Here is a 15,706-nt window from a genome sequence, read left to right as displayed (position 1 = left end):
TTCTTTTATATGAGGGATTGATCATCAATCGATAAAGCGGCGGGTAAGCTGTTCGAACTCGTCGATGCGACGGTCGCGCAGGAAGGGCCACCAGCGGCGTACGTTCTCGCTACGGTCCATATCGATTTCTACCACCATGTTTTCTTCTTTCAAGTTGCTGGCCTGGGCGATAATCTCACCTTGTGGGCCGGCCACGAAACTGTTGCCCCAGAACTGGATGCCGTTGGTCTGTCCGGATGGGTCAGGTTCCAGACCTACACGGTTCACGGCGATGACGGGCAGTCCGTTGGCTACGGCATGGCCGCGCTGTACGGTGACCCATGCACCGAGCTGGCGCATCTTCTCTTCCTGGGTGTCACTGCTTTCCCAACCTATGGCCGTGGGATAAATCAGGAGTTCGGCGCCTTTCAGAGCCATAATGCGGGCTCCTTCGGGATACCACTGGTCCCAGCATACTTGCACGCCCAGTTTGCCGAGAGAGGTCTCGATGGGTTCGAAGCCCAGGTCGCCAGGGGTGAAGTAGAACTTTTCATAATAAGCAGGGTCGTCGGGAATGTGCATTTTGCGGTACTTTCCGGCAATGCTTCCGTCTGCGTCGAACACCACGGCGGTGTTGTGATACAGTCCGGCGGCACGACGTTCGAACAGGGAGGTGACCAGCACAATATGGTAGGCGGCAGCTATCTCACTGTAAAAGCCGGTGGAAGGACCGGGGATAGGTTCTGCCAAGTCGAACAAGTTGGTATCTTCTGTCTGGCAGAAATAGGGGGTGTTATGAAGTTCCTGGAGCACTACCAGTTGTGCACCGGCTTGTGCCACGGAGGCAATGTTGCGGTGCAGTTTCTCAAGATTCAGTTTGAGGTCGGGGGTACAGGATTGCTGTACGAGGCCGACACGGATGGTTCGTTTCATGATTCTATGTTGTTTTTTACAGATTCAGGATATTGCATGGTGACACAGTGGAGAGACCCGTGCTGTTTGATGAGGGCACGGCAGTCCACGCCTACGATTTCACGTCCGGGGAAGGCTTCGGCCAGTACCTGAGCGGCACGGGCATCGTGTTCCGGCTGGTCGTAAGTAGGATAAAGTATCGCCTCGTTCATAATCAGGAAGTTGGCGTAAGTAGCCGGAAGGCGTTCGCCGTTTTCGTCGTAGATGGCCTCGGGCATCGGCAACGGAAGCAGACGATAAGGGTCTCCGTCGAGGGTACGGAAGGTCTTGAGCTGGTCTTCCATGGAACGGAGGGCGCCGTAGTGCTCGTCATCCTTGTCCAGACACTGCACGTAGGTGATGGTATGGTCGGGGCAGAGACGAGCCAGGGTGTCCACGTGGCTGTCGGTGTCGTCACCGGCCAGGTAGCCGTAGTCCAGCCAGAGCACCTGTCGCAGGTTGAAGCGGTCTGTCAGGTAGGTTTCGATGTCCTTTCTTGAGAGTGTGTCGTTACGGTTGGGAGCCAGCAGGCAGGGAGAGGTGGTCAGCAGAGTGCCTTCTCCGTCGCTTTCAATAGAACCGCCTTCCAGCACGAAGTTACGGCAGTTGATGTAGTCGCCATTGAATACACCGGTTTTGAACACACGGCTGTTGATGAGGTTGTCTTTGCAGGCGGCAAATTTCATACCCCAGCCGTTGAAACAGAAATCGAGCAGGAGAGGGTCGGTGTGCCTTTCCAGCAGGGTAATGAATCCGTGGTCGCGGGCCCATGTGTCGTTGGTGGAGCATTCCACAAACGTGATACGGTCCCGGTAGGGAAAATCAGCCAGGGCCGCCGGAAACTCCGGTGCCACGAGCAGCAGGGGCTGGCGCTTGGCGATTTCGGTTGCCAGGCGGACAAAGCAGGTTTCCACTTCGTCGAGCATATAGGCCCAGTCGGTCTCTGCATGGGGCCAGGTGAGCTGTATGTAGCTCTGTGGGTGCCATTCGGCAGGAAGATAGTACGTCTTTTCCATATTTATTGTAATTGTTTTTCGTTGGATGTTCTTTTCTTTTGTGCAGCAGGAAGGTCGGCTTCTTTCTGGATGTATTTTTCGTCGTCGTCCTTTTTCTGCTTGCTGTTGCGCGCCTTCCGGCGGCGGAGGAACCAGTCGACCAGTTCTCTCCAGTTCATGAAGTCTTTCTTGTACATGATACCGATGCCTTGGGTAGTCAGCGTCGACTTGGTAAAGTAGCGGTCGTTGGTCTGGTTGTAGCCCCGCAGGCGGAACTCGCCGTTCTTGGTGAGTAGCCAGATGGCTTCGAAGTCGCCCACGAAGTTGGTGTTGCGCAGGGTGTTTTCCCGGTAACCGAAGTTGCCGTTGATGATGAGGCGGTTGTTCAGCAGACGGCCGGAGAGGATGGCTTCGGCTTCCACGTCGGTCCACCCCTTTTCGCCTGTGGTGAGGTTGGTTCCTACGTTCCAGTTCTGGTTGTCGATGACTTGCGAGAGCATATTGTTCAATTGTCCGGACAAGGTGCTGAAGGCCAGTGAGCTGGTGGCATCGGTCTGCCCGGTGTTATTGGCATAGTCGTAGGTGTAGAATTTGCCTACTCCCAGCAGGTAGATGATTTGCGTGTTCATCTGTTCTTCGGTACTGGTGAGGCTGCGTACCAGTTCCCGGTCTTCTTCGCTTACAGTGGGTAGTTCCAGTCCGAAACTGAGATTCGGAGAGGTTAGGTTGCCGGTCAGATTCAGCAGACAGTTTACCCGCACGTTTCCCCGGGAAGAAGAAGCGTCGGCTATCAGGTCGTTGAGGGAAGCGGAGTTGACCGTATAGACGGCCTGTACGTTCAAGTTGGCTGCTCTAGGATCGCCGTTGAAGGAAACGATGCCTCCGGGTTGCAGGGTAAAGTCTTTGCGGATGACGTTCTGCATGCTCATCTTGTAGATTCCTTCGGTGATGTTGTAATTGCCGAATATCTGGAAATTACCCTGGTTGAAGAAATTGATGCGCAGGTTACCGGTTCCGTAAGCGGATATGTAGTCGCCGGCTGCCGGGTCCATGATGATTTTCATGTTGGCGCGTTCGGCCGGCTCTATCTGCAGGTTGAGGTGGATAGCCGTCGGACTATCGTCTTCTTCGGTCTGTTCTGGCTGGTTCAGCGGATGGTAGACATCTGCCTGGATGGCAGTCTGCTGCCGGCGGGGCGTACGGTCTACGAAGGTTACAAAGCTGGAATTGGTAGCTTCGGCGGCAGTGCCCAATACATAGACGAACTCGGTCTGGTTGTCGGCACGGACTTGCCCGTCTACGTTCAGCTGTCCGTCACCACCTTGTAACCGGACATCGCCGGTTGCATAGATGTGTCCGTAGAAAGGAAAATCAGGTGTTTCGCGATCGGTGTCGTACACTAGCATACGGTCGGTCTGGAAACGGAAATTGTAACTCAGGTTTTTCAGTTTGGTATGCCGGAGTTCCCCGTTGACCACTCCGGTGTGTCCTTCCAGGTCTTGCAGGCGGACGTTCTGGAAATTGAACAAGCCAGAAGATATATTGACCGAATCGGCCGATGCAATGAAAGAAGTATTCAGAATATTGATTTTAGTCTGCATCCGTGCCTTGACTTTTCCTTCCAGGTCGAGCTCAGCGAAAGGTCCGAACAAGTGTACATCGCCATAGGCCTCTCCCCGGACATTCGTGAAAATATTCTCTACAAACGGTTGCAGGAAGGCAAGAGGAGTGCCCCCGGCCTTGATATGCAGGTCGAGTCCTTTCAGTTTGGGGGATACATAGCCTGTTACTCCCGTGGTACAGGTGCTGTCGCGCCGGATATCGGCGTTCAGGCGTACGCCGCCCAGTTCCTTATCCCAAGAGGCCAGAATGTCGGCACGGCCCAGTAGGGCTTGGTTCAGGGAGAAATCTTTCACATCCAGGCGGGCTTCCATCACTGGGTCTTTAAGCACATGCAGCAGACGGGCTTTTCCGCTGATACCTCCATCGAAGCGTACGGCATGGAACTGAATCATATCCATGATGTAGAGGAGGTTGATGTTCTTTAAATCGACCAAGCAAGAGTCTGTTTCCGTTTTTCCCAGTCGTCCGTTGATTTTCAGGTGCTGGTCGCGGTGCTCGAAGAGGAAGTTGTGTATCTCGATGCTGTCTTTTGCAATATCTATGGTGGCCGGATGGATGTGCCAGGTGGTATCGTTCAGGATAACCTGGCTGGGCTGTATATCTACCCGGGTATGAAGTTCCCTGCGGAGACTGTCCTGACGGAAAGAAGTGACGGCATCCACTTTTCCACTATAGGTTTGAGTAGTGTTGTTGCCCCAATAGAGCGTGGTGTGCAGTTGGTCATGTTGTGCCCGTGTGATAAGCGACAGGTTGAACATGGCACCTTTCTTCATCAGAGTCCCGACACGGAGCTGGCATTGCAGTGCGTCGGGATGGTTCTCACACAGGAGAGTACCCGATTCATAATATTTCCCGTTGTAAATGAACTGAGGCAGAGAACCATTGACACGCATCTGTGAAAGGCTGTCATTGAGATAGCCGGACAAGGTGGCCGGCATTTGCAGTTCGAAAGGAATGTGCAGTACTTTCGACAAGAACTCACTGTTTTCCATACGGAACTGGAAACGGAACCGGTTGTTCAGTGCTTGCGATTTTTTCCCTTTGGCCTTCTTCCCGGATGGGAACAGGGAGGGGATATGTTTTTGGATAACTTTCTCAATGCTTTTTAATAATGTGTGATAGGCATATTTCCCTTGCACGCTTCCTGTGAGGAACGGGGAGTCGATGCGTATTTCTTTTATTTCGGCATTGGAGGTCATTCGGGTGGCATTAATTTGCAAACGAGGCAGAAAATAATCCAGACTTGCATCTGCCGTATGTACCGAGAGACTGTCGAGGTTGATTTTTCCTTGGATGTCATCGATGGAATGGCCGGAAAAATCGGCGGTCAGGTTTAGAGCTATGTCTGTATCCTCATATTTTTTAGTAAGATGCAGTTTGTGGGGACGGAAATTGCGTACTTTCATCCGCAGGTTGAAGTCGGGGACAGTCTGGTGGGTAACAAAATTTCCGTCGATGGTGATTTGTCCATTGTCGTCGTCGAGTGCCAAATGTCCGTTGAAGCCTCCCGGCTTGAAATCGCCGTTCAGCATGATGTGCTGGTACTGGTAATGGTTGTATTCCAGTGAGGAAATCACTCCCTTTACGTGCGATTCCGGCTGGTGGTTACGGTATTGCAGTCCGTTCAGCTCAAGGTCGAACGATGTTTTCCCGAGTTCATCTTTAGCCAGCAGTTTGCCTAATTCGAAATCGGTGGTAGACACTTTTCCAGAGTAACTCCTTTGCAGGGTCAGGGTGTCGGTATGCATGGTCATGTTGGCATTGAGCAGACCGGGGCGGCTTTGCAGCGTGCCATGAGCCGTAAGGCGGGAAGGATAGCCTGAGACATCGCCTTGAAATTTAAGAAAGCCCAAGCGTTGGATAAGGTCGGGCAGGGTTGCCGTATTTCCCTTCAGGTTGTGGAACAGCCAAGGGATGGCTTTTTCACTGATGTCGGCTTGGGTGATTTTCCCGAAGAAATAGGGAGGGCGGGATGGAGCACTGTGGTCGAGCATTCCTTCGGCATGTACTACCAGCTCTTTTTGCGGGCTGGCCAGGTAGAAGTTGGTACATTGAAGTTGTTTCCCTTTTCCATGAAAGTCAATGTCAATGTGCAGGGAATCCTGGAAATGTTGCAGGGAAGGCACAAGGGACGAGAGGTCTACCGGGGTCACCGAAGCGTGCAGGCGGCCCATGTAGGTGGTTTCGTCGTCGGAAAGGAACTGGGGAGAGTCTATATTTCCCTTGGCAGCAAGAGTGTCAATTCGGAGACTGGTGGCCGGCAAGTTCAGTTCCAGTTCGTGCAGGTATATACCTTCTGGGTTGGCAGTGGCTTTCAGAGTGAATCTTTTCAGGCGGAAACCACTTTGCTCGTTGAAGCTCATGCGGCGAATTTGCGCATTGAGGGAGTCCTTTTGCAGGGCTTTGAGCGAAATTGTGGCCGAGAGTTCACTGATTCCGATATGTTGAGGATTGAACTGACGGGGGGTATAGGCCTCCGACAGTACGTCGTAGTGCACCTGCCCACGGCGTATCAGCACAGAGTTGATACGCAGGTCGAGGTTGTTTTCTTTTTTTGTGGTATCTTTTGAGGCAAAAGTGTCAATCAGGAACTGACAATTGAGCGGGGCTTCGGGATTAGTCCGGTGCAGTCGGGCGTCCAATCCGAAGAGTTGGATACTGCTGATGCGGATTTTTTTCCGGAAGAGGGAAGGGATGTCCAGTTTGACGGAGAAACGGGAAATGCCGAGCATGTCTTTTCCTTGCCGGTCTTTTATCTGTACATTCTGAATGACTATGCGGTTGAGGAGGCCCAAATCTACATTTCCGATGCGGACCTCGGCTTGAGTGAGCCGGGAAAGTTCACGGGAGGCATACGTACTGATGCGATGTTGGACAGCCGGGAGGCTGATCAAGGCAATCAGACCGAAATAAAGTGTCAATGCGGAAATGACCGTGATACGTATGGCTTGTTTTATGCGTGTGGCTCTACTCATCCTTACTCTGTGCAATGAATAAACAAAAGTACAAAATAACTGGCGAAGAAAAGGCTTTGTAACAAGGGTATTAGCAGTTTTTAAGGTTTAGAGGATGAATTCCATCACCTGTATTTGGAGTATTAGTTTTCTATTTTTATGCATTTTTCTTTTGGATAGAACAAATAAAAGTAGAATTTATGTGGTTATTTGGAAAAATATTCGGAAATTTGTGGCGTTTTATAGAATATGAATGAATTTGATTTAGATTGACAAAAATGACACAGAAACTGAAAATTCCTTCTCCACTGGTCTCATTGCTGCCGGTGTTGGTCTTGGTGGTCCTGCTTTTCTTTACAATCCGTCTTTTAGGAGCCGATGCATTGGGCGGGGGCAGCCAGATTTGTTTGCTACTGACTACGGCTTTGTGTGCTGCCCTGGGAATGGGCTTTTATGGGGTGAGCTGGAAAGACATTGAACGTGCCATTATAAACAACATTGCAGGAGTGAGTTCCGCATTAATCATATTATTGATTATCGGTTCCCTTTCGGCCGCCTGGATGTTGGGAGGTGTGGTGCCTACCTTGATATATTATGGTGTGCAGATTATTCATCCGAAATTCTTTCTGGTGTCCTGTTGTGCGATTTGTGCCGTGGTGTCGGTCATGACGGGCAGCTCGTGGACCACTATCGCCACCATTGGCATTGCCTTGATGGGAATCGGGAAGGCACAGGGATTTGACGAGGGTTGGATTGCCGGGGCCATCGTGTCGGGTGCCTATTTCGGAGATAAAGTATCTCCGCTTTCAGACACGACCATTCTGGCTTCTTCGGTGACGGATACGCCCTTGTTTACACACATTCGCTACATGATGTTCACTACCGTACCTTCGATTGTGATTGCATTGGTTATTTTCACCGTAGCCGGATTTTCGCATGAAGTGACGGACAGTTCGCAGATGGCGGTGTTTACTTCCGGGCTGGCCGAACGTTTCCACATTACGTGGTGGGTACTGCTGGTGCCGGTGGCTACGGGCATACTGATTGCCCGGAAGGTGCCGTCCATCATTACGCTTTTTGCCTCGACTGCACTGGCGGTGATATGCATGCTGGTGTTTCAGACGGATGTCTTGAAAGAAGTGGCTGGTGAAGGGGTAAGCGGTGCTGAGGCTTTGTATAAAGGGGTCTTGATGACCTTGTCGAGCAGTACCTCTGTGCCGGCTTCCAGTCCAGAACTGACTGAACTGATTGCTACTCGCGGAATGGGTGGCATGATGGATACGGTGTGGCTGATTATCTGTGCCATGTGCCTGGGCGGAGCCATGACGGCTTGCGGTATGTTGGGAAGTATCACGCGCATGTTTGTGCATCTGACGCATAAACTGGCCGGAACGGTGGCGGCTACGGTGGCATCCGGCCTGTTTCTGAACCTGGCTACTGCCGACCAGTATATTTCGATTATTCTCACCGGGAACATGTTCAAGGATATTTATAAGAAGAACGGGTATGAGTCGCGTTTGTTGAGCCGTACGACGGAGGATGCCGTGACAGTAACTAGTCCGCTGATTCCCTGGAACACGTGTGGCATGACGCAGGCTACGATATTGAGTGTGCCTACACTGGTGTATCTGCCATATTGCTTCTTCAACTATCTGAGCCCGCTGATGAGTATTTTTGTGGCGTGCATCGGCTACAAGATTGTGCGTCCGGCGAAAAAAGACTAAGAATCATTTTCATTAAAACCATAAAAGAATGAACCAGAAACACGTAACATTGGCTGCCTGCCTGTTGGCTTTCGGACTGACGTTGCAGGCACAGGAAGGGGGGATTTCTCCCGACATGCTGAAGAAAATTCAGAGTAGTTATCAGAATACGGCTGCCGACAAGGCTTTGCGCAATGCCATGGGAGGTACCAGCATCAAGGAATTGGCGTTGAACCAGGCAAACCAGCAAGCGGTGAATACGGATTTTTCCATCAAGGTGGAATCAAAGGGAATTACCGACCAGCAGTCATCAGGCCGTTGCTGGCTGTTTACGGGACTGAACGTGATGCGTGCCAAGGCTATTGCCAAATATGATTTGCCGGGATTGGAGTTCTCACAGGTGTATTGTTTTTTCTGGGACCAGTTGGAAAAATCGAATCTGTTCCTGCAGGGAGTCATTGAAACGGCTGGGAAGCCGATGAGTGACCAGACGGTGGAATGGTTGTTCAAACATCCGTTGAGCGATGGGGGTACTTTTACGGGGGTAGCCGACATCGTATCGAAATATGGCTTGGTACCCAAGGAGGCTATGCCGGAAACGTACAGCAGTGACCATACCAGCTACATGTCATCATTGATTGGACTGAAATTGAAGGAGTTCGGATTGGAACTGAGAGATTTGTCGGCAAAGGGAGAAAAAACGGCAGTCATTGAACAACGGAAAGAAGAAATGCTGGGTACGGTCTACCGGATGCTGGTGCTGACACTGGGTGTACCGCCGACTTCGTTTGACTATGTACGTAAGGACAGCAAAGGCAATGTGGTGGAAACGGAGCATCACACACCGATGACTTTTCTGGAAAAATATGGGGATAAGAACCTGCTGACTAATTATGTGATGGTGATGAACGACCCGTCGCGTGAGTATTACAAGTGTTATGAGATTGCGTACGACCGTCATTGCTACGATGGCAAAAACTGGACGTACGTGAACCTGCCGGTAGAGGAAATCAAGGAGATGGCCATCGCTTCCCTGAAAGACAGTACCCGGATGTATTTTTCCAGCGACGTGACTCAGTTGGACAGCAAGCGTGGATTGCTGGATGTGAATAATTATGATTTCGGTTCGCTGATGGGTACGACTTTCGGCATGGACAAAAAACAACGTATCCAGACCTTTGCCAGTATGTCGGCTCATGCCATGACGTTAATGGCTGTTGATTTGGACAAAAACGGAAAACCGAAAAAATGGATGGTGGAAAATAGTTGGGGAGCCTCTGCCGGCTATCAGGGGCATCTGATTATGACTGATGAGTGGTTTAATGAATACATGTTCCGTCTGGTGCTGGAATCCAAATATGTGCCGAAGAAAGTGCTTGATATCTTCAAGCAAAAGCCGATACAGCTTCCGGCTTGGGATCCGATGTTTGCAGAAGAAAAATAGACGATTGTTGAAATAACTGGTCGGAGGACTTGTTTTATCGCAGAAAAAATCTTTTCTTTGTGAAAAGAGTGTAGAGATAAGGCGGGGAGATATGGAAATATCTTCACGCCTTTTGCGTTTAACCTTAAATGATTTTGCTATGGATGAGATACGACCGGTTTCTCGCGTATTTTGTGGTCTCCTGTTTTGGGGGTGTCTGGGCGGAGTACCTCTTTACGCACAAAACCAGAATGAGAACGAGTTACCTCCTGATTCTGTTTATACCATCGGATATGCTCGTGGAAGTTTAAAGAATATTTCGGGTTCCGTAGAGCAGATTACGGAAAAGCAGATGAACAGGGAATTGATTACCAATCCGTTGGAGGCCATTCAGGGACGTGTGTCGGGACTTACCATCCTGAAGAGTAACAATGGAATGGCAGCCTTGGAATCCGTACGTTTGAGAGGTACGACTTCGTTGACCAGCGGAAACGATCCGCTGATTATTGTGGATGGAGTATTGGGTGACCTGACTATGCTTGCTTCGGTTTATCCTGCCGATATAGAGTCTTTTACTATCCTGAAGGATGCTTCAGAGACGGCTCAGTATGGTTCCCGTGGAGCTTCGGGGGTAATCAATATCGTGACTAAAAAGGGTCGGGCTGGGAAGACCCGTGTCAATTACAATGGCAGTTTTGGCGTCTCGCATGCTTATCGTAGACTGGATATGTTGTCGGGGGTGGAATATCGCCGTTTGGCAGCAGAGCGTGGGTGGAGCATTCTCGACAAGGGATATGATACGGATTTCCAGAAGGCCATCGAACAGACGGGCTTACAACAGAATCATAACATTGCGTTTTACGGAGGTGGAGAGGCTTCCAATTATAGAGTGTCCTTAGGCTTTCAAAATCGAGAGGGAGTGATTCAGAATGAAGGAATGAAACTGTTTACGGCTAATATGAATATGTCGCAGAAGATGCTTGACGGGCTGATAGACTGTGAATTGGGCTTGTTTGGCTCGATGAGGAGGGACCGGACGTTGTTCGACTTGCAGAAAACATTTTATTCGGCGGCCGCGTTTAATCCGACTTTCCCGGATTTTCCTGATCCGCTTACCGGAGGATGGGATCAGATTACTACTGCCAGCCAGATTACGAATCCTCTGGCATGGATGGACGTGGATAACCGGGAAGAAACCTCGTATTTCAGCTCGCATGCCCGTCTGACTTTTCATTTGTTGAAAGACCTGAAACTGGTGCTGTTCGGCTCTTATACTTATAGCACAACCGAAAATGCACAGTTTCTGCCTACTACGGTGTGGGGAAATGGACAGGCATATCGCGGCAGCCGGAAGGCGGAATCTTTATTGGGGAATTTGATGCTGACCTATCAGAAGCGGTTGGGGGCCCATTTTCTGGATGTACTGGCACTGGGAGAGGTGGAAAAGGATCGTTTTCAGGGATTTTATACTACGACGACCAATTTCTCGTCGAATGAGCTGGGCTATCATAGCTTGCAGGGGGGAGCACTACGTCCATGGGAGGGGACTGGTTCTTATTATGAGGAACCACACTTGGCGTCTTTCCTTGGGCGTGTGAATTACACTTATGATGACCGTTATGTGTGGACGGTAAACCTGCGTACGGATGCTTCTTCCAAGTTTGGCCGGAAACATAAATGGGGCGTTTTCCCGTCGGTTTCTGCTGCTTGGAATGTGACGCAGGAAGAGTTTATGAAACATATCCGGTGGATTGACAATCTGAAACTAAGAGTAGGGTATGGACTAGCCGGTAATCAGGGAGGAATTGATTCGTACACAACCATGGCGCTGGTACGTCCGAATGGAGTAGCTCCGGTCGGTAATTCGCCATTGGTAACGTATGAGAGTTTGAAGAATGTCAATCCGAATCTGAAATGGGAGGTCAAATCCACTTTCAATGCGGGAGTGGATATGGGCTTTTACGGGAATCGTCTTTTGTTTTCGGTGAACTATTACCTCTCTAAAACAAGGGATATGCTATATCAGTATGATGTGAGTGTGCCACCTTTCGCTTATAACAAACTGCTCGCCAATCTGGGTTCTATGCGGAACAGCGGTATGGAGCTTTCCATTGGTCTGACTCCGTTGCGTACCAAGGATATGGAATTGAATATTAATGCGAATGTGACATTCCAGCGCAACAAGCTCCTGTCGTTGAGCGGTATGTATGAAGGAGAATATGTCAGTGCGGCACAATATACGGCATTGGCAGGTTTGAATGGTGCCGGTCTGCACGGTGGATACAACAATATCGTGTACCAGATTGTAGGGCAACCGTTGGGAGTGTTCTATTTGCCACATTGCGAGGGACTCGTTTCGGATGGGAACGGGGGGTATGTTTACCAGATAGCCGACCTGAATGGAGGAGGAGTGAACTTGGAGGATGGAGAAGACAGGTATGTGGCTGGGCAGGCTACTCCCAAGACTTTACTGGGCTCAAATATCAGCTTCCGTTACAAGCGTTTCGATGTGTCACTTCAGATTAACGGGGCATTCGGGCACAAGATTTATAACGGAACGGCTCTGACGTATATGAACATGAACAGTCTGCCGGATTACAATGTGTTGGCGGAGGCTCCGGCACGGAACATACGGGACCTGACGGCCACAGATTACTGGCTGGAAAGCGGGGACTATGTGAATTTTGATTATCTGACCGTAGGGTGGAATATCCCGCTTCGTAAGCAGCGTTTCCTGCATGGTGCAAGGTTGGCTCTCACGGTTAATAATCTGGGTACCATTTCCGGGTATTCAGGGCTGACTCCGCTTATCAATTCCACGCTTGTGGACGGTACTTTCGGAGTGGATGACAAGCGTACATATCCACTTTCCAGAACTTATATTGTTAGTCTAAGTCTTAACTTCTAATCGATTTATTATGAAAGGAATATATAAATTAATTTTTATACCCATCTCTCTACTTATAGGAGCTTCCTGCAGTGCGTATCTGGAAGAAGAACCCAAGGACCGGATGGATGAGGAGGCGGCTTATTCCACCTTATCAGACGTACAGCGTAACGGGGTGCTTTCCCTGTATAATTATGTGGGAGGTTATGCCGACAGTCAGGGGCTGCAAGGTACTGGACGAGGGGTGTACGACCTGAATACTTTTACCACGGATGAGGCAATGATGCCTACTCGCGGAGGAGACTGGTATGACGGAGGATTCTGGCAAGGGTTATACCTGCATCGTTGGGGGGTAAACAACGAGGCTATTTATGCTACTTGGGAGTATCTTTATCGTACGGTGATATTGTGTAACAGTTCGCTGGAAAAAATTCAGGCTTTTGCAACGTTACATCCGGAGGAAAATGTAACTCCCTTTGTGGCGGAGGTGAGGGCGTTAAGAGCCTTGTTTTATTATTATATCATGGACCTTTTCGGGGAGATTCCTACTACTGAAAAGAGTACTCCTGCACTTGAAGATATAGTTCAGGAAAAACGGTCTAAAGTGTTTAGATTCATAGTGAAAGAGCTTATGGAATCGGAGCCTTTTTTGAGCGAGGAACGAAGCAATCAGCCGGGCGTTTATTATGGGAGAATCACTCGTCCTGTGGTTTGGTTCCTGTTGGCGAAACTGGCTTTGAATGCGGAAATATATGCTGACGATGACTGGACCGATGGCCATAGACCGGACGGGAAATCACTTGTCTTCGAAGTGGACGGACGGCAGCGGAATGCTTGGCAAACCGTGTGTGACTATTGCGATAAAATTACAATGGCTGGATATGAATTGGAGACAGACTATGCGGCGAACTTTGCAGTATTCAATGAGTCTTCTATGGAGAATATATTCGTGATTCCCATGAGCAAGACGCTGTATACGAATCAGTTTATTTATTTGTTCCGTTCCCGGCATTACAATCATGCCAAGGCTTATGGATTGGGGGGTGAAAATGGTGCGTCGGCCACGAAAGAGGTTTTGGAAACTTTCGGTTATGACACGTCACAAATGGATACTCGTTTTGATGATTGTTATTTTGCAGGACCGGTAAAAGACTTGGAAGGGCGTCAGATTGTACTGGATGATGGAGTGACTCCTTTGGTGTATGAGCCTTGGGAAGTGGCCCTGGATGTTTCAGGAAAGCCTTGGGAAAAGACCGCTGGAGCACGGATGAAGAAATATCAAGTAGACCCTACGGCTCTTAAAGATGGAAAACTGCTGGATAATGATATCGTTCTTTTCCGTTATGCGGATGTGTTGCTCATGCAGAGTGAGGCCAAAGTGCGCAATGGGGAAAACGGGGACATGGAATTGAACCGGGTACGTAGCAGGGCAAGGATGGAAGAAAGACCTGCCACACTTGAAAATTTGTTGAAGGAACGTATGATGGAGCTGGCTTGGGAAGGATGGAGACGTCAGGATATGATTCGTTTTGGCGTTTTTACCCGTTCGTACAGCTGTCGTCCTCAACTTCCTGGAGAGGAAAACGGGTATACTACGGTATTCCCTATCCCGGAAAGAGTCATTGACATGAATTCTCAGCTGCATCAGCATAAAGGTTATTAGAGCAAATTTTTGCTTTCTCTATATGGCAGAATCGTCATTTTGTCATGTCTATTTAATATTTGCCTTTCGATATAAAGAAATATTTCTCTAATTCGAGGGGCAAATATTCTTTTTTCACCTCTTTTTTATTTAATTTTGCACGCAAATATAGAAAACCATTTTTTATAACCTAACATGGCAAATTTAATTAAATTGCGTAAAGGCTTAGACATAAACCTGAAAGGCAAGGCTGCTGCAGAGGTGGTGGCTGTGAAAGAGCCGGGATTCTATTCACTGTGTCCCGATGATTTTACAGGCGTGACTCCAAAGGTGGTTGTGAAAGAACAGGAATATGTCATGGCCGGAGGACCCTTGTTTGTAGACAAGAATCATCCTGAAGTGAAATTTGTTTCGCCGGTAAGTGGCGTAGTAACAAGCGTGGAACGTGGGGCAAGACGTAAGGTGATGAGCATCACCGTACAGGCAGCTACGGAACAGGACTTCGAAGAATTCGGCAAGAAGAGCGTAGCTGCACTCGATGGAGCTGCTGTGAAGGAAACGCTGCTGAATGCCGGTTTGTTCGCATTTATCCGCCAGCGTCCGTATGATGTGATTGCAGATCCGACGGTAGCACCCCGTGCCATCTTTGTTTCTGCCTTCGACACTAACCCGCTGGCTCCTGAGTTTGAATTCGCCCTCGCAGGGGAGGAGGCAAATTTCCAGACTGGATTGGATGCCTTGGCTAAGATTGCCAAGACTTACTTGAGTATCAGCGTAAAACAGAAATCACCGGCTTTGACGCAGGCGAAGAACGTAGAAATCAATGTGTTCGACGGACCTCATCCTGCTGGTAACGTAGGCGTGCAGATCAACCATATCGCTCCGGTAAACAAAGGTGAAACGGTTTGGACCATCGATCCGCAGGCTGTGATTTTTATCGGCCGTCTGTTCAATACGGGTCGTGTGGATTTCACTCGTATGGTGGCTGTAACCGGTTCTGAGGTGTTGAAGCCTGCTTACATGAAACTGAAAGTCGGTGCACTGCTGACAGGTGTGTTTGAAAATAATGTAACTACAGGTAAAGCTTTGCGCTATATCAGCGGTAATGTATTGACCGGAAAGCAGATTACTGCCAACGGTTATCTGGGAGCTTTCCACAGCCAGGTGACAGTGATTCCGGAAGGAAGCGACGTACACGAAATGCTGGGCTGGATTATGCCGCGTCTGAACGATTTCAGTACCAGCCATTCTTATTTCAGCTGGATGATGGGCAAGAAGAAAGAATATGTATTGGATGCCCGTGTGAAGGGTGGTGAACGCCACATGATCATGTCGAACGAATACGACCATGTTCTTCCGATGGATATCCTGCCTGAATACCTGATTAAGGCTATCATTGCGGGCGATATCGACCGTATGGAAGCACTGGGTATCTATGAGGTGGCTCCGGAAGATTTTGCCTTGTGTGAATTTGTCTGCTCTTCAAAAATGGAATTGCAGCGTATCGTACGTGACGGACTCGACATGCTCCGCCGTGAAATGTGTTAAT

Annotated in this window: 8 protein-coding genes; 5 read left to right on the top strand and 3 right to left on the bottom strand. The window is 49.4% G+C overall.

Going from position 1 to position 15,706, the window contains the following annotated elements; genetic code table 11:
* Window positions 1-24: 24 nt before the first annotated feature.
* From BQ7480_RS09980 to BQ7480_RS09970, 3 genes are read right to left on the bottom strand one after another with little or no spacing between them, the layout of a single operon-like run.
* Entirely contained in the window at window positions 25-912 is an 888-nt protein-coding gene (locus tag BQ7480_RS09980) for a carbon-nitrogen hydrolase (RefSeq protein WP_072542722.1), read from the bottom strand.
* Window positions 909-1,946 carry an agmatine deiminase family protein gene (locus BQ7480_RS09975; RefSeq protein WP_072542721.1) on the bottom strand — a complete coding sequence of 346 codons (1,038 nt, stop codon included), beginning with the start codon at window positions 1,944-1,946 and terminating at the stop codon, window positions 909-911. Before BQ7480_RS09975 ends, BQ7480_RS09980 begins: the two co-directional genes overlap by 4 nt.
* Before the next feature lie 2 nt (window positions 1,947-1,948).
* Complete coding sequence (locus BQ7480_RS09970) at window positions 1,949-6,523, bottom strand: translocation/assembly module TamB domain-containing protein (RefSeq protein ID WP_072542720.1); 4,575 nt, start codon at window positions 6,521-6,523, stop codon at window positions 1,949-1,951.
* A 257-nt stretch (window positions 6,524-6,780) separates the two neighbouring features.
* Here BQ7480_RS09970 and BQ7480_RS09965 point away from each other — a divergent pair, with 257 nt between their 5' ends.
* The 5 genes from BQ7480_RS09965 to BQ7480_RS09945 all read left to right on the top strand — a co-directional run bounded on the left by BQ7480_RS09965 (window position 6,781) and on the right by BQ7480_RS09945 (window position 15,705).
* Entirely contained in the window at window positions 6,781-8,226 is a 1,446-nt protein-coding gene (locus BQ7480_RS09965; RefSeq protein ID WP_072542719.1) for a Na+/H+ antiporter NhaC family protein, read from the top strand.
* A 28-nt stretch (window positions 8,227-8,254) separates the two neighbouring features.
* The gene (locus tag BQ7480_RS09960) at window positions 8,255-9,649 is read left to right on the top strand and encodes a C1 family peptidase (RefSeq protein WP_072542718.1); all 1,395 of its coding nucleotides are present in this window, start codon (window positions 8,255-8,257) and stop codon (window positions 9,647-9,649) included.
* Between the two features lie 139 nt (window positions 9,650-9,788).
* A complete protein-coding gene (locus BQ7480_RS09955; RefSeq protein WP_139255751.1) occupies window positions 9,789-12,536 on the top strand; it encodes a SusC/RagA family TonB-linked outer membrane protein in 2,748 nt (915 codons plus the stop codon).
* 10 nt (window positions 12,537-12,546) lie between these two features.
* Complete coding sequence (locus tag BQ7480_RS09950; protein ID WP_072542717.1) at window positions 12,547-14,178, top strand: RagB/SusD family nutrient uptake outer membrane protein; 1,632 nt, start codon at window positions 12,547-12,549, stop codon at window positions 14,176-14,178.
* Window positions 14,179-14,352: 174 nt separating this feature from the next.
* Window positions 14,353-15,705 carry a Na(+)-translocating NADH-quinone reductase subunit A gene (locus tag BQ7480_RS09945; protein WP_072542716.1) on the top strand — a complete coding sequence of 451 codons (1,353 nt, stop codon included), beginning with the start codon at window positions 14,353-14,355 and terminating at the stop codon, window positions 15,703-15,705.
* Window position 15,706 lies beyond the last annotated feature (1 nt).

It is taken from the genome of Bacteroides mediterraneensis (genome assembly GCF_900128455.1).
Lineage (GTDB): Bacteria > Bacteroidota > Bacteroidia > Bacteroidales > Bacteroidaceae > Phocaeicola > Phocaeicola mediterraneensis.
Note: the sequence above shows the minus strand (reverse complement) of the source record. Positions and strands in the feature narration are given on the sequence as shown.

What these genes read in the sequence shown, in the direction of transcription:
- BQ7480_RS09975 (WP_072542721.1), bottom strand. Translation starts at nt 1,946, where the DNA reads ATGGAAAAGACGTACTATCTTCCTGCCGAATGGCACCCACAGAGCTAC.
- BQ7480_RS09980 (WP_072542722.1), bottom strand. Translation starts at nt 912, where the DNA reads ATGAAACGAACCATCCGTGTCGGCCTCGTACAGCAATCCTGTACCCCC.
- BQ7480_RS09965 (WP_072542719.1), top strand. Translation starts at nt 6,781, where the DNA reads ATGACACAGAAACTGAAAATTCCTTCTCCACTGGTCTCATTGCTGCCG.
- BQ7480_RS09960 (WP_072542718.1), top strand. Translation starts at nt 8,255, where the DNA reads ATGAACCAGAAACACGTAACATTGGCTGCCTGCCTGTTGGCTTTCGGA.
- BQ7480_RS09945 (WP_072542716.1), top strand. Translation starts at nt 14,353, where the DNA reads ATGGCAAATTTAATTAAATTGCGTAAAGGCTTAGACATAAACCTGAAA.
- BQ7480_RS09950 (WP_072542717.1), top strand. Translation starts at nt 12,547, where the DNA reads ATGAAAGGAATATATAAATTAATTTTTATACCCATCTCTCTACTTATA.
- BQ7480_RS09955 (WP_139255751.1), top strand. Translation starts at nt 9,789, where the DNA reads ATGGATGAGATACGACCGGTTTCTCGCGTATTTTGTGGTCTCCTGTTT.
- BQ7480_RS09970 (WP_072542720.1), bottom strand. Translation starts at nt 6,523, where the DNA reads ATGAGTAGAGCCACACGCATAAAACAAGCCATACGTATCACGGTCATT.